Here is a 20,423-nt window from a genome sequence, read left to right on the forward strand (position 1 = left end):
GCATTTTGAGTAGCGCTGGGAGCTGGTCTGATCGTTCTCCGATCTTGTGCAGCGCCCCGGCGCTACTCAGTATGCTGCTTAGCTCAAGAAGACTTAGTGGCGTTCGGACACTAGCTCTTTGCGCGTGCTTTCGTATTCTTCGTCCACGTTATAAGTCGATTCTTCGTGCTGGCTCAGGTCGAGGCCTAGCTCTTCATCGGCTGCTTTCACCCGCAAACCGAAGATCATGTCGGTTACTTTCAGCAGAATCCAAGAGCCAACGAACGTGTAGGCTACAACGATTACCAGCGCCAGCAGGTGGTAGCCAAACAGCGTGGTAGTACCATGCACGAGGCCTACTTTGTCGGCGAACACACCGGTCAGGATCATACCTACAATGCCGCCTAAGCCATGGCAAGGGAACACATCAAGCGTGTCGTCGATGTTGGTGCGGCTGTTTTTCCAATGCACTCCAGCAAAGCTGATGAGCGAGGCTACTACCCCGATCAGAATGCTCTGGCCATAGTTGACAAAGCCAGCGGCGGGCGTGATGGCCACCAGACCAACTACGGCCCCGATGCAAGCACCAACTGCTGTGGGCTTGCCACCGCGGGCTACTTCCACCAGCATCCAAGCCATTAGCGCAGCGGCCGAAGCTAGGTTAGTATTAGCGAAGGCTAGCGTAGCCTGCTCGTTAGCACCCAGCGACGAACCGGCGTTGAAGCCGAACCAGCCAAACCACAGCAGGCCCGTGCCCAGCAGCACAAAAGGAACATTAGGAGTTGAGAAGGAAGTCTGCTGCTTCATGCGTCGCGGCCCCATCACGATGGCACCCGCTAGCGCCGCTACCCCCGCCGAAATGTGCACTACTGTGCCACCAGCAAAGTCGAGGACACCCCACTTGTGCAGGAAGCCATCGGGGTGCCAGGTCCAGTGCGCCAGGGGGCAGTAGATAAACAGCCCGAACAGCACCATAAAAGCTAGGTAGCCTTTGAAGTTGACCCGCTCAGCAAACGAACCCGTGATGAGGGCTGGTGTAATGATGGCGAACTTCAGCTGGAAAGCGAAGTAGAGAATGAAAGGGATGGCCGCGGAAAATGCCGGATTGGGGGCCGTACCTACGTTGCGCAGCAAGGCAAACGTGAGTGGGTTGCCAATCAGGCCGTGCCAGCTGTCACCGTAGGCTAGTGAGAAGCCCACAAAGTACCACAGTACCGAAATGACGCCCATGGCTACAAAGCTTTGCAACATGGTCGAAATCAAGTTCTTGGGCCGCACCATGCCGCCGTAGAAGAACGATAGACCGGGCGTCATGAGCAGCACGAGCGCCGTAGCAGTTAGCATCCAGGCTACGTCGGCGGCGTTAAGCGTGCTGGTAGCACCTGCAGAGGGGTGGACGACGGGAACAAAAGCGGCTACTCCGCTCAGCGCCAGAAGCACCAAGAGCATGAGTGAGCTCGAAGCAGATTTGCGAGGGGCAGTTTCCATAAAGGATAAATTGGTGACTTGAAAGTTGGATTTAAAAGCGACCAGCCTAACGCTTGACTTAAAGGTCAGGCAAACAAGAAAGTATTAATTGGTGTATTTCAGCAGATGAAAGAGCAAACTCTTTTGATCAGCAACCATTTATACTTTTACGAAATGCAAAACCGAGTATTTGTTTTTTACAAGCGAAGTCAAATTTGAGAAGCAAGCCAATTATTAGAATTTATAAACGGCGGCAACAAGCAAGCTTTGAGTTGATTTTTTATTTACTCCTCCCCTGTTCACAAATAATCTTGGATCTCGATTTCCGCTATCAATTCTAAACTCAGGGATAATTGTCAAATTATCGACTCTGATATTTGAAGAAAGCGTCGTCTCAAATACACCCCCGTTAAACCCGATTACGGATTTTTTATCTCCGACGTATTCACTGCGAAGTGTCAGCCCGAACCACGAAGCAGGGTCTAGGTTTGCATATAGCGCAGATCCCCACCAGGTATTGTTATTACTCCAGCTACTTTCGCTTTTACTTTGCCGGGTTTGCACGGTTCCGTTGTAAGACAAACTAAATTTAGAAGAAGCCGCAAACGTGACTACCGCATCAACTTGATGCAAGCGCAATGAATCATTAGGATTACCACCTTGGTAATTCAGATACGCTTTTATTTTATCGTCCTTGGTGCCCGTAGCAAGTTGCGCAATAGCCATTTTCGGCAAGCCGCTCGCGCTTTTCAGGTCGGTTGGGTTGGCTACCCCTACCATGAGGGCCGTTTTGTCGCCAAGGGTAAAATCAGCTTTGACGCCGGTGTGAAAAAAGGGCCCGTATGAGAACATATAGCTCATACTGTAATTACGATTCAGGTATGGATCTACTGACTCGTATCCGATATGCGTGGCCCAACTGCCAGCCGTTAACTTGATTTTTGCTGAAGGCGAGTACGTGATAAACAGCTGCTTAATAGCAAAGCGCGTATTTGAATCATTGTACGAAAACTCTTCTGCGCGCCGTCCGAAACCTAGGTCAGCTACCAATCCTACTTTACCAATTGTATGTTCCGCTTTAGCGGAGATCATACCTAGCTCAAAGGAATTATGCGTATTTGTAAAGCTCGTATAATTATTATACGGAGCCTCTCTCGGATTTTGCAGGTTATAACGATAATACGCATCTGCCGACCCAGACAATTTAAATGGCAGGGTGCGAGTCGAATCTCCCTCACCGCCAAAACTAGAAGCGAGCAGTGATAATGTTGCTGAAAGAATGAGCATGTAGGCAATCTATTTGGTGGAAAATAAAAGACGACGAGCGTGGGACTTGTATTTCCTTCCTCAACCTACTTCACGTTAAAACGTATTCCGTTACTAAAGCTTTACTCTATTTTTAACAAAACATTTTTATTCTCACAACAAGGCATAGTTTTTCTGCTCTGTATTAAACAATACAAATTTTTACAAACTATGCAGGATTATTGACAGCTTACTAAGCAGGTCTTATTGCATCAATTACTTGGCTAGGCTCAATTTCTTTTATTCTGAATCAGCGCACCTCATTGTAGACAAATTAGACCGAGCTTTAAAATTTCCTGTATTACACACTGATCTTTCCACCACCAGAGGCAAGCTAGCTCTAGTGATGAATATCAGCGACACAATAGAAAAATAAGAAGAATGACAAGAAAGCAATGCGACAGACAGCGTTTGTTCGCATTAGTAAGAGGGGCATGTTGTAATTCTGAAGCCAATCTACGCTTAAACTGACTATAAATTCAAATAATACTTTAAATTTTTACTTAATTTTTATAAAAACATGGTTTTTATAGCAATACCCCCCTTAATAAAAGGGTCATTTATCGAAATAAGTCATTTGTCTACTTCCCTATCTGCCTAATCTAGGGCCTGTGTTCTTCACCACACCTAAAATCTGTTGGGTAGCCTCTCAGCTTTGAGGTCAGTCGTGATGAAAGGCACTGATTACAATCGGGCACGCCCTTCTAGCAAGCGCCTTTGCCTTCGCAGATGATGCGCCCGAAGAAGATAGGGCCGAAAAAATAGGCTATTTAATATTGCTGGCTGTTTTATCAGCACGCTCTTGCGCACTAGCCTCTTTCCTAGTTTCAGGAATGGGACTGTAGTGCGGCTTCAACCCACCTAGGTCGATGGTAATTCGGTCGAGCACGACGCCGGGGTCAAGCGCATATACTTTGAGCGTGTGCCGGCCGGGGGTGATGGCCTCCGCTTTTATTTGCCGTTGGGCATTATTGCGCAGTACGTTCTGCTTCCACTCTTCCGAGCGCCCCACGGTGCGAAAATCTACAACGTGCATTGGCTGATCGTCGAGGGCAACGCCGTAGCGCATGCCCGTGAGGCTCGTGAGTTCGTGGGTGGGCAGGGTGAAGACGGTGATGGTGGGTACCGCGGCGGAAAGCGCATAGAAGTCGTACTCGGCAACGGCAGCTTGCGCCGGCGCGCTGGTTGTATCGCTGAGTGAGGCAGCTTGTAGTGGCTGCGCTTGTAAGGCACTTCCGGCTAGACCTAGGTTTGGCACGCTCGCCCATTGCTGCGCCGCTTTGTCTGTTTTACGAGTATAGTTGGCAGCGTCCATCGACACGTAGCCATTGCTTTCAATAAAGCCGGCATAGTCTCCCACCTCCGGCATGACGCCAGTGGCCGAAACCCACACAACAATTTTCTGTCCCGCCGCGGTGAAGGTAATCCGCCCAGGCAGCTTGGCGTGTTTGGGGGCTTTGCTCCAGTCGATGCTTACCTGCACGCGTTGTTCCCGTCGACCTAGGGTTGGGAGCAGTTGCCCCTGCTGGGCCGATAGCGTGATCCATTTTGCTGAAGTCTTGGCCTTCCACGATACGGCTTGGTGGCGGGAGAGAAACAGGTCGATGAAGCGGTGCTGCTGCCCCCACGGGTAAAAAGTGGGCAACACCCGCTCTAGCTTGCTCTTGCTACGGACCAGAAACGACGAATCTTTGCTTACCTCACCTTCCGGCGCGACTCTCCAGGTGAAGGTTGTATCAATCGGAATGGGCTTTAGCACCGGCGCCTGGTACACAGGCAAGTTGCGGGGCTTCATCGACATCATGCCTTGCCATTTGCCACCGGCTAGCTGCTGGTTGAAGTACTCGGTCTCTTGTTCGATCTGGGCGTAAGCTTGCTGAGCTAGGGTAGCATAGTCGCAGGCGCTGGCGCGGTTTTGCCGGGCGTACAGTTCGCTTTTGTCGGCGTACAAGAACTTCTGGTTCATTAGCGCGGCTCCTAGCACCGGGTAGTACACTAGCTCGTAAAAGGCATCGGCTTTGTCGGAACTGATTTGGGTGCGCAGCTGCTTCACTTGCTCAACCAAAGCAGCGTAGCGGTCGAGGCGGCGCTGAGCTTCATCGCCGTAGTAAAAGTGGTTGTATTCGGTGCGCGTGGTGGGCGTGGTGGGTTCGGTGCGGCTCCAGCCCATAAACTCGGGCCGACGCTCAAAAGCTAGGTCATAGTATTCCCACAGCACATGGCGGAGAGAAGCCGCCGTAGCCGAGCCAAAAATGTCCCCCATCCACTGCTCTAAGTGCGCGGGTACGTGCTGACTTTCCTGAAAGGGTTGCGCGTTGTACGCCATATCTAGGAAGAGCTGCGTATTGTATTCGAGCGGCTTCAAGTCGCCCACGTTCAGCACCCAAAGCCCGTCGGCTTGCATGGCGTAGGCTTTCATCATTTCCTCCCGAATGAGGGCGGGGTGCGTGGAGCTGAGCCACAGGTAGTCGTGGGGGCGCCCCCAATACGAAGCGTGGTAGTACACGCCCGAGCGGCCGGCGCGGCGCTGCTCCTCGGCATTAGCCAAGCGACTGATGTAGCCGTAGTTGTCGTCGGGCCACACCAGGGTCACGTCGTCGGGCAGCTTCAGGCCTTGGTCGTACACGTCGAGCACCTCCTTATATAAGGTGAAGACCTGCGGAATGCGCGTCACGTCTTTGGCCACGTTGTTCCGCAAAATTCCGCGTTGGTCGGCAATAATGTTACCTAGCATTTGAGCCGCTTCCTTGGGCGTTTTGGCACCCTCCATGCCGCTGTCGTGCACGCCGCGCATGCCCAGCGAATAGATGGCTTCTTGCTGGCTAGCTTCTTTGGCGCGCTGATTCCAGTAGTTGTACACGGCGGGCTTGTTGCGGAAATAGTCGAAGGGGCCCATGGTTTTCTCGTTCCACTCGTCCACGTTGTTGCGCAGCATGGGCTCGGCGTGCGAGGTGCCCACCAAGATGGCGTAGCGGTCGGCTACTGGCGGATTGCCGGGGTAGTGAAAAAAGGCCTTCGTGCTCGGGTGCATGGCCGGCCAGATCAGGTTGGCTTTCAGGCGCAGCAACAGCTCGAAGAGGTGCGCATAGGTGTTTGGGCCAATGTCTTTGATGTCCTTGTCTAGGTTTTGCGCCGCCCACGGCTGCAAGCCCCAATCTTCATCGTTGAGGAAAATACCGCGGTACTTCACCGAAGGCGGCGCGCTCTGGAAAGTCCCGGCCGTCAGATAAAGATTCGCTTGGTGCTGTGGCGGCACATCGGCCCACCAATACCAAGGCGACACGCCCAAGCGGCGCGACAACTCAAACACGCCGTAGGCCGTGCCCCGCCGGTCGCTCCCGGCAATTACTAGGGCCTTGCCCGGCTTGCCCAGTGGCTGCTCAACGACACTGAGGGTGAAGGTTTCCCACTGCCCTTTCAGGTTTTTCAGGTCGAGCTGTCCGCGGGACGCCAGTTGGTCAATGAGGCGGGAATGACCTAGGGTGCCGATAATCACCGAGTACTCCGTGAGCGGCTCGGTAGCTGCCCGCAACGCCGGCGCACTCCCCGCCACGAGGTTGACGTCTTTGGCTAATGCTTCGGCGGCGACGCGTACTACCTCCGCATCCTGCGCATCGATGTAGAGAGACACCGCGCTATGCTGATGCACCAGCGGAAACACCGCCGGGCTGTGATCCGCCGTTAGGGTCACGGGAGCAGCTAGGTTCTGCTGCGCGGCGGCGGGCCGGTGCAGACCACTCAGCAGGAAGATTAGAGCGTAGGCGAACCACTTTTTCATAATGTGCAATGGCGGGGTAAGCGAGGAGAGGCAGCCAAGACAGGCGCAACTCGGAATCGGCCGTCAGGCGATATACAGGAAAGAATGGGAGCGAACTATCCTGCTCGTTCCTGGGCAAGCTTTTTCCTTGGCTGTATTTGCCAGCAGTTGATGCCGTCGAGTACCACGTCCGGCGAAGATGTTGTATACTACTGCTCGTTTCGTTTTCCCTCTTTGTCTCCGCGTATGCCCTCTTTTATTCTGCGTCGTCTGACCCTAGGTCTAGCTCTGAGCCTAGGCGCATACGTGCCCGGCCGAGCTCAGCAATTTACCTCTCAAGTGCAGGAGTTTATCAGCGTGAACGCGCCTTCCGTGGCCCTCACCGATGCGAAGGTGATCGACGGCACCGGCAAGCCGGCCCAGCTCCACCAGACCGTGCTCCTGCAAAAAGGCCGCATTGTGCAAGTTGGCCCCATGAAAAAGGTGAAGGTGCCCGCCGATGCCAAAGTGATTAACTGCGCGGGCAAAACCCTGATTCCGGGCCTCGTGATGCTGCACGAACACCTGTACTACACCATGCCTGTGGGGAGCTACTTCAACATCGCCCAGATGCCGTACTCCTTCCCGCGGCTGTACCTGGCGGGCGGCGCCACCACCATCCGCACGGCCGGCAGCATCGAACCCCAGACCGACCTCGCCATCAAGCGCATGATTGGGGAAGGCAAGCTTATCGGGCCCGACATGGACGTGACGGCGCCTTATATGGAGGAACCTAGCATGGACATTCCGGCCCTGAATACCATCAAAGGCCCCGAGGATGCGGCGGCGTCTACCATCTTTTGGGCGAACAAAGGCTGCACGTCGTTCAAGATGTACATGCACGCCACCCGCGCCGACCTAGCTGCTGTGGTGCGCGAGGCCCACGCCCGCCACCTGAAAGTAACCGGCCACCTCTGCTCCATTACCTACCACGAAGCCGCTGAAATCGGCATCGACAACCTAGAGCACGGCTTCATGGCTAGCTCCGATTTTGAGCAGAACAAGCCCGTTGACGTGTGCGACTACCCTAATGGGCGGACAGCGCTGCTGAAGCTACCTGTAAACAGCCCCGAGATGAAAAACCTGATCAGTTACTTGGTCAGCAAAAAGGTTGCCCTCACCTCTACCCTGCCGGTATTCGAACCCTACACGGGCCGGGAGGTAGTGCTCGGTGGTGGTCTGGAAGCGCTGGTGCCCCAGCTACAAGAGCGCGAAAAGGCTACTTGGCAGCAAAATCAACAGAAGGACACGGCCAGCGTGCGTCTGTTTAAGAAAGAAATGGCTTGGGAAAAGCAGTTTTACAACGCGGGCGGTCTGCTCGTAGCTGGTACTGACCCCACCGGCGCGGGCCGCACCGTCGCCGGCTACGCCAACCGGCGCCAGATGGAACTACTGGTAGAGGCGGGCTTCACGCCCGTAGAAGCCATCAAGATCAGCACGCTAAACGGGGCTACCTACCTAGGTCGGGAGAAGGAAATCGGCACCATTGAGGCCGGCAAGCAAGCCGATCTGATCCTGATCAACGGCGACCCGGAGAAAGATATCCAGCAAGTGCGCCAGATGGAGACGGTGTTCAAGAATGGCGTGGGCTTCGACTCTGCCAAACTGTTCGAGTCGATGAAGGGGAAAGTGGGGCTGAATTGAGGTAAGAGGATGTAGCGCGAAGCTCCGGCTTCGCGCATCGTTGAACGACCGGCACCTAGGGTATTATTGTGGATTAATCGTGCAACGATGCGCGAAGCCGGAGCTTCGCGCTACGGTTTTACCGTGCCTTCTGCGCCAGGAAGCTCTTAATGTTGTCGTTCAAAAACTTGCTGTCTTCCGGATTGGGCGCGGCGCCGGCCGTGTGTCCCCACAAGGATGGAATCGGCTTCAGCACTACACCCGGAATGAAAGCCGCTTCGTAGCGCGCATCGGTGATTGGGAAGTACAAATCCGTTTCGGAGGGCATGTAGAGAATGGGCACTTTGATAGAGCGCAACGCCTTTTCCACGTCGCCACCGAAGCCTGCTGAGGTGCCCACATTGTGTTGTTCCCAGGTGCGCATTTGCAGAATCAAGTTGTTGGCATCGGCACCGGGGATGAAGTTGGTGCGGTACTCATTCAAGACCTGCTCGAAGGTCGTGCTCGGCTTTGCGCCTACCTTCCACAACTCCTTGCGCCACCACTCCTGCGAGTACAGCCACGCCGTCCAGACGGTGGCAAATGCTTCCAGACCTTTCTTGGGCGGAGCAGTGTAGTCGCCACCCTTAAATGCCTCATCCGCCGTCAAAGCGGCAATTTGCCCCTCCAAACGCACGATACCGTGCGGGTAGGTTTTGGCCGTGCCCGACGTAGCAACGATGCGGTCAGCAAAGCTAGGATAGCTCACGGCCCACTGAAACGCTTGCTGTGCCCCCATCGAGAAACCAATGATGGCTTGCAGGTGCGTTACCTTCAGATCTTTAAGCAAAAGCTGGTGCACAGCTTCCACATTGTCGCGAATGGTCATGACGGGGAAGCGCGGGCCGTGGTAGGGCTCGGGCGTATTGCTCGGTGAGGAGGAATGCCCATTGCCAAATAGCTCCGTAGCGACCAAAAAGACCTTAGTGGTGTCAAGCGCCTTGCCAGGGCCGATGAGCCACTCGTAGCCGTGGTGCGTGGCCATGTAGTGCGAGGGCAGCAAGATGGCATTGTCACGCTTGGCATTCAAGTGGCCGTAGGTGCCGTACACCACGCTAGCCTTCGGGAGCGTGACACCACTTTCCGTCTTGAAGTTTTCTAGCGCAAAAGTGTGGTGCTTAGCACGATCGGGGCGCTTGGGCGTATCCTGTGCGTGTAGGCTAGGGTTGGCTAGGCAGCTAATAAGGAAGGCAAGCAAAAGGGCAGAACGCGGGACAAACAGGCGCATACGAAGAAGGAGGGGAAAAGTAGGTTACTGGAGCTGTGTAACGGTTTACGAAATGATTATTACAATCCAGTTTAATCATAATAAAAGGATAACTTAGGCCAATACCGATAGTCGGTAGCTTTGTCGACTGATATGCCGTTCGCGACTAGCTCCTCAGATCATCATTATTTGCAGGCCCTCGCGCTGAGCGAAGAGGCGGCTTTTGATGCACTTTTCACCCGCTACTATCCCGGGTTGGTACGGTACGCCAAAACCCTGTTGCCCTACCCCACCGACGCCGCCGAAGACGTGACAGCCGACGTGTTCTGCACCCTGTGGACCAACCGGGCACATCTGGTGGTGCAGGGCTCATTGGCAAGCTACCTCTACACCGCCGTCAAGCACCGCGCCTACGACAAACTTCGCCAACAACGGCGCACGCCCCTACGTTTCGACGAGGACGAGCTATCTGCCCGGCAACCCGAATTCTCCTATTTGGAGCCTGACCATCTGCTGACCTTCCAGGAGCTCAATCAGCAGGTGCTTCACCTTATCGACAAGCTTCCCAACCAGACGCGCACCGTGTTCCAGCTGCACCGCGAAGGCAACCTCACCTACGAGGAAATTGCTTCGCTGCTGACTATCTCGATCAACTCCGTAAAAACGCACATGTTCAGAGCCTTGCGCTTCTTAAAATCGGCGCTGCATGTTTCTGGCACTTTGTAAAAGCTAGACAGGCCGCTTGCCTGAGCGCCGACCAACCACCGCAGAATGGCCCTAGCCAACACGGCCAGCGGACTAGCCCTTTTTGTGGTTTTCGGTCTGGCTAAAGCGGTCAAGCCACCGCAACATTACCTTTTTGTTAAATACAATTTTCCTTGTCACGAGGTCAGACGCCCCAAACGTCTTTGAGGAAGAAGGCTGCTAACTAGCCCTCTCCCCGCCGCTTTGGAACAGGAAGAACTTTATTTGCTTATTACCCGCTACCTAGCCCGCCAAACATCGGCGGAGGAAAACGACTGGTTGGCTACCTGGGTAGCCCAGTCGCCGGACCACGAGCGGATGTTTGAGCAACTGAAGCTTGTGTGGCAAGGCAGCAAAGCCCCGGCCGCCAACGCCAAAACGGCCGCCGCGTTGCGCAACGTAAAAAAACGGCTCACCCTGCCGGCACCAGTTCCCACGCCTCCTAGCTTGCCCCGCCGCCCAAAGTACCACCTTGTCGCGTTGGTACTGCTGATCTTGGTCGTGGCGGGGGGCGTGTGGTACCTAGCGGCGCCACCTAGCCCCCAACCCTACACGCTACGGCAGACGCCAGCCGGCCAAAAACAAACGATTCGCTTGGCGGACGGCTCCCGCGTGACCCTCGCCCCGCAAAGTCAGCTGCGGTACCCAGTAGCATTCGACGGTGCTTACCGCGACGTGTACCTCGAAGGCGAAGCTTTCTTTGAAGTCAGCAAGGATGCGCGCCACCCGTTCCGGGTGCACAGTGGCCCTTTAGTCACCCAGGTACTCGGGACTAAGTTCAACGTCAGCACCTTCGGGCCAGGGCAGCTCACCACGGTGTCGCTGGTAGAAGGCAAAGTGCAGGTACTCGACCAGCACGCCCGCTACCTGCTCACGCCCGGCCAGCAGTTGCGCGCCGACCTAACCACTGGGCGCGTCCACCGGCAGCTATTCGACCCGGAGCAGGTATCCGGTTGGCGCTACAACAAGCTGATTTTCAGAAATGAGAAGCTAGCAGACGCTGCGCCCCAGATCGAGCGACTTTACAACGTGAAGCTGGTGTTTGCCGACTCGGCCACGGCTGCGGCACGCCTCTGGGCCACTTTCGACAACGAGCCTCTGTCAGCGGTACTGAGTGCTCTGCAACTCGCCGGCTCCCTCACCAGCCGCCGCGAAGGCCACGTGATTTACCTGACTCGCCAGGTGCCGCCCAACCGGTCAGCGGTCGGCCGCCCCTGATTCCATTATTCCCCAAATACCCACAACCCATCTTTATGAAAAGAACGAGGTACCCCCGCAGAAAGAGTAGGTGGCTAGGCGCGCTATGTGGCCTAGGGCTAGCCGTATCGGGTCCAGTAGTGGTTGCAGCTCCCCTCCCAGCCGCGGCGGTGGCGCAGGGTTTGGCGGCGGTGCCGTGCGCCCTCACGGTGCAACAACAACCTCTAGCCGAGGCCCTAGCTACCATTGAACAGCAAACAGGTTACCGTTTTTTGTACGTGGATCAGGCGAATGTGCTGAACCGCAAGATTAGCGTAGAGGCCCCGCATAGTAACTTAGAAGCGGTCCTACAACTCATTGCCAAGCAGGCCAATGTGCAGTTCACTCCGCAGCAAAAGCGCATTGTGGTGAAGGCGCTAGCCACGGGAGCCAGCACGGCAGCCCCCATCCCGGTTAAAGGGCGGGTAGCTGACGCGAAAGGCGAAGTGCTACCGGGTGTTACCGTCCGGATAAAAGACAGCACCGTGGGTACTACCACCGGTCCCGACGGCACTTACCAACTCAGCGCCGAGCCCGGCAACACGCTGATTTTCTCGTTTATCGGCTTCGAAGTGCAGCAGGTGACGGTAGGCAGCAAGAGCTCCTACGACGTGGTGCTGCGCGAGGACGCCACCAGCCTCGACGAGGTAGTGGTGACGGCGCTCGGCATCAAGCGGGAGGAAAAGGCCCTCGGCTACTCCGTAACGCAACTGCAAAACGAAGCCCTCACGGAAGCTAAGTCAAACAACTGGACCGATGCCTTGTCGGGCAAAGTGGCGGGCCTGAACCTAGTGAAGTCGGGTGGCGGACCAGCGGGCTCCAACAAGATCATCTTGCGCGGCGAAAGCTCGCTGGCCGGCGACAACGAAGCCCTGATTGTGGTAGACGGCGTGGTGCTCGGTGGCAGCAACCGCCGCACCGGCAATGGCAGCTCTGCCTACCTGCAAAGCGAGTCGCCGGTGGACTTCGGTACCAGCCTCAACGATATCAACCCCGAGGACATCGAGTCGGTGTCGGTACTGAAAGGGCCGGCGGCAACGGCGCTCTACGGCGCCCGCGGCGGCAACGGCGCAGTGGTTGTTACCACCAAATCGGGCAAGGCGCGGAAGAAGGGCATCGGCGTTACCTTCAATTCCAACTCCGCCATCGAGACTATTTCGCGCTGGCCTGACTTCCAATATGAGTACGGCCAGGGCGCCGTGGGCGAAAACTATTATTCCTACGGCGCCACCGCCGACGGACCTAGCACACGCAGCACCAGCTCGTCGTGGGGCCCCAAGTTCGATGGGCAATCCTTTTACCAGTACGATCCCGCTACCAACACCGCCGGCACGGAGCGCACGCCGTGGGTACCGTATAAAAACAACCGCAAAGACTTCTTCCAAACCGGCAAGACGTTCACCAACACCATCGCCATCGACGGGGGCACCGACCGCACCGCCGTGCGCCTGTCGCTGACCAACCTCAAGAACACCTGGATTATTCCGAATACCGGCTACGACCGCAACACCGTAGCCCTGTCGGCCAGCCAGAAGATTACCGACAAGCTGCAGGTTTCGACCAAGGTCAACTACACGAACCGCTACAGCGACAACCTGCCGTCGACGGGCTACAACAACCAGACGATCATGTACTGGAACATGTTTCAGGTGCCCAGCGCCGACCTGAACTGGAGCAAGGATTACTGGCTACCGGGCGCCGTGGGCATCACCCAGCGCTACCCTTTCAGCAGCCTCGTCGACAACCCGTATCTAATTGCTAATGAGATGCTAAACAAGGCCAACCGTAACCAGATTACGGGCAACGTGCAGATCAACTACAAGTTCACCAAGCACTTGAACCTGATGCTGCGCTCGGCCATCGACTACTCCTACGAGGCTCGCTCGCAGCAGCGCCCCAAAGACACAGAGAAGTACAAGGAGGGCATGTACCGCACCCAAAACATCTTCTCCCAGGAGATTAACAATGACTTTCTGCTGCAATACAACCAGAAGTTTGGGGCGTTCGAGACGACCTTTTCGGCTGGGGGCAGTCGCCTGCAAAACCGCTATAACAAAGACGAGCTGCGCGCCGAGCGCTTGCTCTATCCCGGCATTTTCACCTTCGCCAACAGCCGCGACCTGCCCATTGCCCTGCCCTACCGCGCTGAATATGGCGTAAATAGCCTCTATGGCCTAGCGACCCTAGGTTACAAGAACTTCCTCTACCTCGACCTGACGGCGCGCCAGGACTGGACAAGTACCCTGGCCACACGCAACTCCACCAAAAACACGGGCTTCTTCTACCCCTCAGCTAGCCTAAGCACGATTCTGTCGGAGCTACTGCCGCTGCCGGAAGTGGTGTCGTTTGCCAAAGTGCGGGGTTCGTGGGCGCAGGTGGGCAGCGGCACGACCACGCCCTACCTGACCTCCTACACCTACGCCGTGGCTACCGGCTTCCCATCGGGCCTGAGTAACCCCAGCGCCATTGCCAACGAAGGCCTAAAACCCCGCCGTACCGAAAGCGTGGAGCTAGGTGCCGACCTGCGCTTCTTCCGCAACCGCGTGGGTGTCGACGTGGCCGTGTACCGCAATAACACTTACGACCAGATCCTGAACGTACCCATCGACCGCGCTTCGGGCTACGAATACGCCGTGCTCAACGCTGGTCTGGTGCGCAACCAAGGCTTGGAAATTCAGGCCAACGCCGTGCTACTCGCACGCCCCACAGGCTTCAACTGGAAACTGTACGGCACCTACACCGCCAACCGCAACAAAGTAGTGTCGCTGGCTGACAGCGTGCTGACGTATCAATTGCAGCGCGGGCCCGGTGGGCGGGGCACGGTGGAAGCCCGCCCCGGCGGCTCGATGGGCGCCATCTACGGCCGCGGCTACGAGCGGGCCCCCGATGGCCAGATTATCTACGAAAATGGCAACCCCGTGCTGGCCGACCAGGTCAAGTACCTAGGTAGTGCGCTGCCAAAGCTCAAAGCTAGCATCGGTAACGAGTTTAGCTACAAGCGCATCCGGCTCAATGTGCTGTTCGACAGTCAGTTTGGAGCCAAGGCCTACTCCATGACGAACGCCGTACTGGCCGAGCAAGGCAAGACCAAACTCACGCTTCCCGGTCGCTACAATGGCATTGTGGGCAAAGGAGTTATCCAGAACGAAGACGGCAGCTTCCGCCCCAACGACGTGGTGGCTGAGAACATCCCGAACTACTACGTGGCCCACTACGGCCGCGACAACGTGGAAGCCAACCTGTTTCGCACCGACTTCATCAAGCTCCGCGAGATGCGCCTCGACTACAGCTTGCCCACGGGCTTGCTGCAAAAGCTCAAGCTGACGCAAGCTTCGATTGGCGTGTACGGCCGCGACCTGTTCATCATCACCAAGTGGCCCGCCTTCGACCCCGAATTCGGCACTCTCAACGATGGCACCATCGACCTAGGCTTCGAGCTAGGGCAGTTCCCCTCCACCCGCACGATGGGCATCAACCTGACGGTTGGCATCTGATTTACCCGTCCCCCAGAACGTCACCATGAAAAAGACAAAACTACTCGCTTGGTTGCTGCTGGCTACCACGAGCCTAGGTGCTGTTTCGGCTTGCACCGATGGGTTTGAAGAGCTCAACGTCAACCCCAACCAGAACCCTAACGTCATCCCCGAAACGCTGCTCGCGCCGGCCCTCACCGACTTGGTGAAGCGCAACATGGACCGCAACATGCGCATCACCAACGAGCTGATGCAGGTGCACGTGTCGCGCCAAGACAATGACGAAATCCACCGCTACGTCATCCGTACGGCCGAAGCCGACTACCTCTGGAACGGCTGGTACACCCAGCTCACCGACTTCCGCGACATGTACCGCAGTGCCCAAGCAGTGAAGAGCAACACGTTCATGGCCATTGCGCGCATTTGCGAGGTCTGGACGTTTTCGCTGCTAACCGATACGTTTGGCGACGTGCCTTATTCGGAGGCAATTACGGGTCGCGAGGGGATTCTGCAACCTAAGTTCGACCACCAAGAAGACATCTACCAGGATCTTTTTCTGAAGCTGGAGGAAGCCAACGAGCTGTTGAAGACCAACACCAACCTCACGGCCGACCAAACCCAGCTCGATCCGCTCTACCAAGGCAACGCCCTGAAATGGCGCAAGTTCGGTAACACGCTGTATTTGCGGCTATTAATGCGGGTATCGCGCAAGACTGACGCTATTGCCAACGGTCTGTCGCCCCAGGCTAAGATGCGCGACATCGTTAACACAAACGCCACCAACTACCCGATCATGGCCGACAACACCGACTCGGCCATCATCCGCTGGACGGGAACAGCACCCTACCAGTCGCCCTTCCAGACGTGGCGCACTGCCGATTTCACGACCAGCAGTTCCATGAGCGAGTTCTTCATCAACAACTTGGTGGAGTGGAACGACCCGCGCCTGCCCAAGTGGTCGACGCTCTACAACGGGAAGTACGAAGGCGTGCAGAGCGGCTACGAAGCCAACAAGGTGCCGGTGGCCAAGTCGACGTATCCTACCGCTCTCATGACGGAGCCCTTGATGGGCAATATCTTGAACTACCCGGAACTCCAGCTCATCTTGGCAGAAGCGGCCGTGCGCGGCTGGATTTCGGGCGACGCCAAAGTGTACTACGAAGCCGGCACGACCAGCGGCATCACGCTCTGGGGCTACACCCTGCCGGCTGGCTACCTCAATGGCCCCGACGTGAAATGGGAAGCGGGCAGCAACCTAGACACCAAGCTCGACCAGATTCACCTCCAGAAGTACTACGCCCTGCTGTTCACCGACTTCCAGCAGTGGTTTGAGTACCGCCGCTCGGGTCACCCCGTGCTGCCGCTAGGTCCGGGCTTGAAGAACAACCGCCAGATGCCCGCTCGCCTGAACTATCCGCTCTACGTGCAGTCGCTGAACCAGCAGAATTATCAGGCCGCCGTCGCCGATCAGGGCGCCGATGATGTCAACACGAAGGTGTGGTGGCAGGAATAGAATTATTCAATCAGGTTGTCATGATGCACTTGCCGAAGCACGACAACGATCCAAAAAGCATTCTATCCAATGAAACATAAAGCACTTGTTTGTAGCCTTTTCGCCATCAGTAGCTTTGCCTTCACGGGCTGTTTGGAAGACAACCCCGACTACGCGGCCGGCCTCCCTAGCCCCATCATCTCGCTGGAAGATGTGCGGCGCCTCTACCAGGGCAGCGACGTGGTCTTGGAACCCGGCAAGCTAGCCGGCGCGCATCAGGTGGTAGGCATTGTTATTTCGGACCCCAGCGGGCAGAACACGCCCGGCGGCCCGAACACCGTGGTGATTCAAAACAAGCGGCGCGGCGCCATTCGCGGCATCATTCTGCCGCTGAGCGACACCCCCACCAACCTAGCCGCCGGCGACTCAGTGGTAGTCGATATTGCGGGCGCCACGCTCTCGAAAGCCAGTGGCGCCCTGCGCATTGAGGGACTGACGTCGGCCAGTATTGAGAAGGTCGCTAGCAACAAGACAGTGAAGCCGCAGGAGGTGAATCTGCAAACGCTGCTAGCCAACCTTGCCATCTACGAAGGCACGCTGGTGCGCATCACGGGCGGCAGCATCACGCCCGTGCCTGTATCGGGCGACACTTATAAGGGCGACAAAACCCTAGCAGATGGAAGCGGCAACAACGTTAACCTGCACACCGAAGCGGCTGCTACCTTCGCCACACGACGGATGCCGGCCAGTGCCACGTTCGTAGGCATTCCCGTTGGCGCTGAAACGACCCCGCAGCTCTGGATGCGTACCGCTAACGACGCTATTGACCCCAGTGGCCCCTTGTATGCCAAGTTTCCGGAGAGCTTTGAGGCAGTGCCGGCGAGCGTGAAAAGCAGCTACCTCATGAACACTGCCGCCGTCCCCGACAACACGGTTACGTTCGGTACTGGCCCCTGGAAGCTGTACCAATCCATCCTAGGCAACACCTCCGGCCGCGACCGGTACACCGGCAACCAGGGCATCCGGATGCAGCAGGGCCTTACGGAATCGGCCTACGTGGAGATGAAGTTCGACGTGCCAAACGGTGCCACAAAAGTCACGCTGATCTACGGTGCTTACTACACCGATGCAGCTAGCTCCTGGAAACTAGAGTACTCGCAGGACCAAGGCAAAACCTGGAAGCAAACCGGCCAAACCATCACCGACGCTGGCAACTGGCAGCATTCCATCACCTTCCTGGTGAGTATCACGGGCCCGGTGCGCTTCCGCATCAACAAGCTAGGTCTGGGTACGAGCAACCCACCGGCGGTTTCAAACGGCCGCCTCGGGCTAGATGACATTGCCATTTACGAGAACTAATCCGTGCGCTGATGCCTGCCGGCCGGACGCCCCAAGTGTCCGACCGGCACACGACTTTTAAGCCAACTATACCATGTTCAGAAGAAAGTTTTTACAGAGCCTAGGTACGTTAGGATTAACGGCTAGTCTACCCTTAGCACCGGCTGTTTTAGCCGAGGAAACAGCGGCAGTCTCTAACAACGCGCAGCAACTCAGCCTCTCTCCTGTTACCATCAAGGGCAAAGTGCACCAGAAAGGCACTGGCATTGCCGGCGTGGCGGTTTCGGATGGCTACAACGTCGTGCTGACGGACAAGGCTGGTAAGTACACGCTGGGGAGCAACGCCACCGCTGAGTTTGTGTACGTCTCGATGCCGCGTGGCTACGCCATTCCGCACGAAAAAGGGATTGCGCAGTTCTACCAACCCATCAAAGCGGGAGCCTCCAACGTAACGGCCGACTTTGCGCTGCAAAAGCTAGCTACCGACGACACCAAGCACACCTTCATCGTGTGGGCCGACCCGCAGATGATTGATAAAAAGGACACCAACCAGCTCATTACCGTTTCGGCGCCCGACCTGAAGGAGCTAGCCGCGCAGTACGACCAGAACACGTTTGCCATCGGCTGCGGCGATTTGGTATGGGATAAGTTTGAGCTGTTCGATGACTACAAAAAAGCGGTAGAAATTACCGGCCTGCCCTTCTTCCAAGTGATTGGCAACCACGACATGAACATCACGGCACGGGCGGATGAGGGCTCGGCCCAGACGTTCAAGAGCCTTTTTGGTCCGACCTACTACTCCTTCAACCGCGGCGAGATTCACTACGTTGTGCTGGATGATGTCTTCTTTATTGGGCCACCCAAAAAATACATTGGCTACTTGACCGAGAAGCAGTTACAGTGGCTGGAGCAGGATCTAAGCCACGTAAAAGCGGGTAGCACGGTCGTCGTGGCCCTGCACATTCCCGTCGATAGCGGCGACCAGCGGCGCAATAAGCTCAAGGACGAACCCCTAGGCGGCGTAGTGTCGAACCGGGCCGAGCTATACCGTATCCTGAAGCCCTATAAGGCGCACATCATGTCGGGTCACACCCACGTGTGCGAGAAGGTAATCAGCGAAAACGCCATCGAGCACACCCACGGCGCCGTGTGCGGCGCGTGGTGGACCGGCCCCATCTGCACCGACGGCACGCCCAACGGCTACGGCGTGTACGAAGTGAACGGCCCGGAGCTGAAGTGGTACTACAAATCCGTCGGCAAGGACCGCAAGCATCAGTTTCGGGCCTACGCCAAGGGCGCAGTGCCCGAGCGCCCCAACGACATCGTGGTGAACGTGTGGAACTGGGACCCCGAGTGGAAAGTGACGTGGTTTGAAAACGGCACCCGCCAAGGCGAAATGCACCAGCAAACGGGCCTCGACCCGCTGGCCGTGCAGCTCCAAGCCGGCGAAAAGCTCCCTGCCAAACACAAGTGGGTCGACCCTAGCCTAACCGACCACCTGTTCTTCGCCAAGCCATCCAAAGACGCTAAGGAAATCCGGATTGAGGTGACCGACCGATTTGGGCAGGTATACACGGATGTTGTGCCGGCTTAGCGACTGTAGCGCGGACTCTGTAGTCCGCGCTGATGCTAGTTTGGGCGCGGACTACAGAGTCCGCGCTACATATCTCACCCAACCGTTGGACCTAGCCGTTCGATGGTTGGGTTTACGCTTAAATTCTGCACCTGTGCCACGTACGCTATTTTTTCTACTGATTCTGAGCCCTTTTGCTGTCGCCGCGCAACGCCCGCTCGACGTGCAAGGCCACCGGGGCTGTCGAGGCCTTATGCCCGAAAACACCATCCCTGCCATGCGCAAAGCGCAGGACCTAGGTGTCACGACCTTGGAAATGGACATTGCCATCAGCAAAGACAAGCAGCCGCTCCTCTCCCACGATCCGTTTATGAACGCCGACTTCGTGTTCCAACCCGACGGCAGCCCCATTCCGAAAGCAGAGGAAAAGAACTACCGCCTGTATGCCATGCCCTACGCCGAAATCCGGCGCTACGACGTGGGCAGTCACGGCAACCCGAAGTTTCCGAAACAGCAGAAGCTGAAGACCTACAAGCCGTTGCTGGCCGAAGTGATTGACTCGGCTGAAGCATACGCTCAACGCAAACACCTAGCTTCGCCCCACTACAACATCGAAACAAAGGTGTCACCCGAAGGTGACAACCAGTTTCACCCCGTGCCAGAGGAGTTTGTGCAAGTGCTCATGCCAGTGCTGGTAGCCAAGAAGGTGCTGGAGCGGGTCACGATTCAGTCGTTTGACCCGCGCACGCTGGAAGTAGTGCACCGCCAGTACCCCGCGGTGCAAACGGCTTTGCTGGTCGAAAACATCAAGGGGCTGGATTACAATCTGCAACGACTAAGCTTTCAGCCTAGCATCTATAGCCCCGCTTATAAGCTCGTTACGCCTGATTTGGTCCAGAGCTGCCACCAAAAAGGGGTAAAAGTCATTCCTTGGACGGTAAATTCTACTGCCGACATCAACAAGCTGATAGAAGAGCAAGTTGACGGCGTTATCACAGATTACCCTGACTTGCTTAGCGCTAAATTGCCAGCCAAGTAGACACACACTTGTGTCTCCGCGTTGAACAGCCGCGCTTGAACAATCAGAGGAGGAATGAGTCGGTCCTGAATACTCCCGGATAAACAACATCAGCAACGAAGAGATACAAATA

At 56.4% G+C, this 20,423-nt stretch carries 12 protein-coding genes; 8 read left to right on the top strand and 4 right to left on the bottom strand.

Annotated features, from left to right (window positions below; all coding sequences use genetic code 11):
- Positions 1–93 precede the first annotated feature (93 nt).
- From SD425_RS17325 to SD425_RS17335, 3 genes are all read right to left on the bottom strand, one after another.
- A complete protein-coding gene (locus SD425_RS17325; protein WP_324671201.1) occupies positions 94–1,467 on the bottom strand; it encodes an ammonium transporter in 1,374 nt (457 codons plus the stop codon).
- Positions 1,468–1,680: 213 nt separating this feature from the next.
- Positions 1,681–2,733, bottom strand: coding sequence for an outer membrane beta-barrel protein (locus SD425_RS17330; protein ID WP_324671202.1), 1,053 nt, complete (start codon positions 2,731–2,733; stop codon positions 1,681–1,683).
- A 784-nt stretch (positions 2,734–3,517) separates the two neighbouring features.
- Positions 3,518–6,529 (bottom strand): glycosyl hydrolase 115 family protein, encoded by a 3,012-nt coding sequence (locus SD425_RS17335; protein WP_324671203.1) that lies wholly within the window; start codon positions 6,527–6,529, stop codon positions 3,518–3,520.
- Positions 6,530–6,754: 225 nt separating this feature from the next.
- Here SD425_RS17335 and SD425_RS17340 point away from each other — a divergent pair, with 225 nt between their 5' ends.
- Positions 6,755–8,191, top strand: a complete 1,437-nt coding sequence (locus SD425_RS17340; protein WP_324671204.1) for an amidohydrolase family protein — start codon at positions 6,755–6,757, stop codon at positions 8,189–8,191.
- 118 nt (positions 8,192–8,309) lie between these two features.
- Here SD425_RS17340 and SD425_RS17345 read toward each other — a convergent pair whose 3' ends face one another.
- Positions 8,310–9,437: an alpha/beta fold hydrolase gene (locus tag SD425_RS17345; RefSeq protein ID WP_324671205.1), complete on the bottom strand. Its 1,128-nt coding sequence runs from the start codon at positions 9,435–9,437 to the stop codon at positions 8,310–8,312.
- Between the two features lie 132 nt (positions 9,438–9,569).
- On the opposite strand from SD425_RS17345, the gene SD425_RS17350 reads away from it, so the two are divergent.
- The 7 genes from SD425_RS17350 to SD425_RS17380 all read left to right on the top strand — a co-directional run bounded on the left by SD425_RS17350 (position 9,570) and on the right by SD425_RS17380 (position 20,311).
- A complete protein-coding gene (locus tag SD425_RS17350; RefSeq protein WP_324671206.1) occupies positions 9,570–10,142 on the top strand; it encodes an RNA polymerase sigma-70 factor in 573 nt (190 codons plus the stop codon).
- 222 nt (positions 10,143–10,364) lie between these two features.
- Positions 10,365–11,378 carry a FecR family protein gene (locus SD425_RS17355; protein ID WP_324671207.1) on the top strand — a complete coding sequence of 338 codons (1,014 nt, stop codon included), beginning with the start codon at positions 10,365–10,367 and terminating at the stop codon, positions 11,376–11,378.
- Positions 11,379–11,497: 119 nt separating this feature from the next.
- Positions 11,498–14,890 carry a SusC/RagA family TonB-linked outer membrane protein gene (locus SD425_RS17360; RefSeq protein ID WP_324671208.1) on the top strand — a complete coding sequence of 1,131 codons (3,393 nt, stop codon included), beginning with the start codon at positions 11,498–11,500 and terminating at the stop codon, positions 14,888–14,890.
- Positions 14,891–14,915: 25 nt separating this feature from the next.
- Positions 14,916–16,382 carry a SusD/RagB family nutrient-binding outer membrane lipoprotein gene (locus SD425_RS17365; RefSeq protein WP_324671209.1) on the top strand — a complete coding sequence of 489 codons (1,467 nt, stop codon included), beginning with the start codon at positions 14,916–14,918 and terminating at the stop codon, positions 16,380–16,382.
- Between the two features lie 69 nt (positions 16,383–16,451).
- Complete coding sequence (locus SD425_RS17370) at positions 16,452–17,720, top strand: DUF5689 domain-containing protein (protein WP_324671210.1); 1,269 nt, start codon at positions 16,452–16,454, stop codon at positions 17,718–17,720.
- Between the two features lie 73 nt (positions 17,721–17,793).
- On the top strand, positions 17,794–19,293 hold the full coding sequence (locus tag SD425_RS17375; protein ID WP_324671211.1) for a calcineurin-like phosphoesterase family protein: 1,500 nt from the start codon (positions 17,794–17,796) through the stop codon (positions 19,291–19,293).
- Positions 19,294–19,426: 133 nt separating this feature from the next.
- A complete protein-coding gene (locus SD425_RS17380) occupies positions 19,427–20,311 on the top strand; it encodes a glycerophosphodiester phosphodiesterase family protein (RefSeq protein WP_324671212.1) in 885 nt (294 codons plus the stop codon).
- Positions 20,312–20,423: the final 112 nt, after the last annotated feature.

The sequence above is a fragment of the Hymenobacter sp. GOD-10R genome, assembly GCF_035609205.1.
Taxonomy (GTDB): domain Bacteria; phylum Bacteroidota; class Bacteroidia; order Cytophagales; family Hymenobacteraceae; genus Hymenobacter.

Bases quoted from the DNA above. Each gene is read 5' to 3' on its own strand.
- SD425_RS17340 (WP_324671204.1), top strand. From the start codon at position 6,755: ATGCCCTCTTTTATTCTGCGTCGTCTGACCCTAGGTCTAGCTCTGAGC.
- SD425_RS17370 (WP_324671210.1), top strand. From the start codon at position 16,452: ATGAAACATAAAGCACTTGTTTGTAGCCTTTTCGCCATCAGTAGCTTT.
- SD425_RS17350 (WP_324671206.1), top strand. From the start codon at position 9,570: ATGCCGTTCGCGACTAGCTCCTCAGATCATCATTATTTGCAGGCCCTC.
- SD425_RS17325 (WP_324671201.1), bottom strand. From the start codon at position 1,467: ATGGAAACTGCCCCTCGCAAATCTGCTTCGAGCTCACTCATGCTCTTG.
- SD425_RS17365 (WP_324671209.1), top strand. From the start codon at position 14,916: ATGAAAAAGACAAAACTACTCGCTTGGTTGCTGCTGGCTACCACGAGC.
- SD425_RS17375 (WP_324671211.1), top strand. From the start codon at position 17,794: ATGTTCAGAAGAAAGTTTTTACAGAGCCTAGGTACGTTAGGATTAACG.
- SD425_RS17335 (WP_324671203.1), bottom strand. From the start codon at position 6,529: ATGAAAAAGTGGTTCGCCTACGCTCTAATCTTCCTGCTGAGTGGTCTG.
- SD425_RS17345 (WP_324671205.1), bottom strand. From the start codon at position 9,437: ATGCGCCTGTTTGTCCCGCGTTCTGCCCTTTTGCTTGCCTTCCTTATT.
- SD425_RS17330 (WP_324671202.1), bottom strand. From the start codon at position 2,733: ATGCTCATTCTTTCAGCAACATTATCACTGCTCGCTTCTAGTTTTGGC.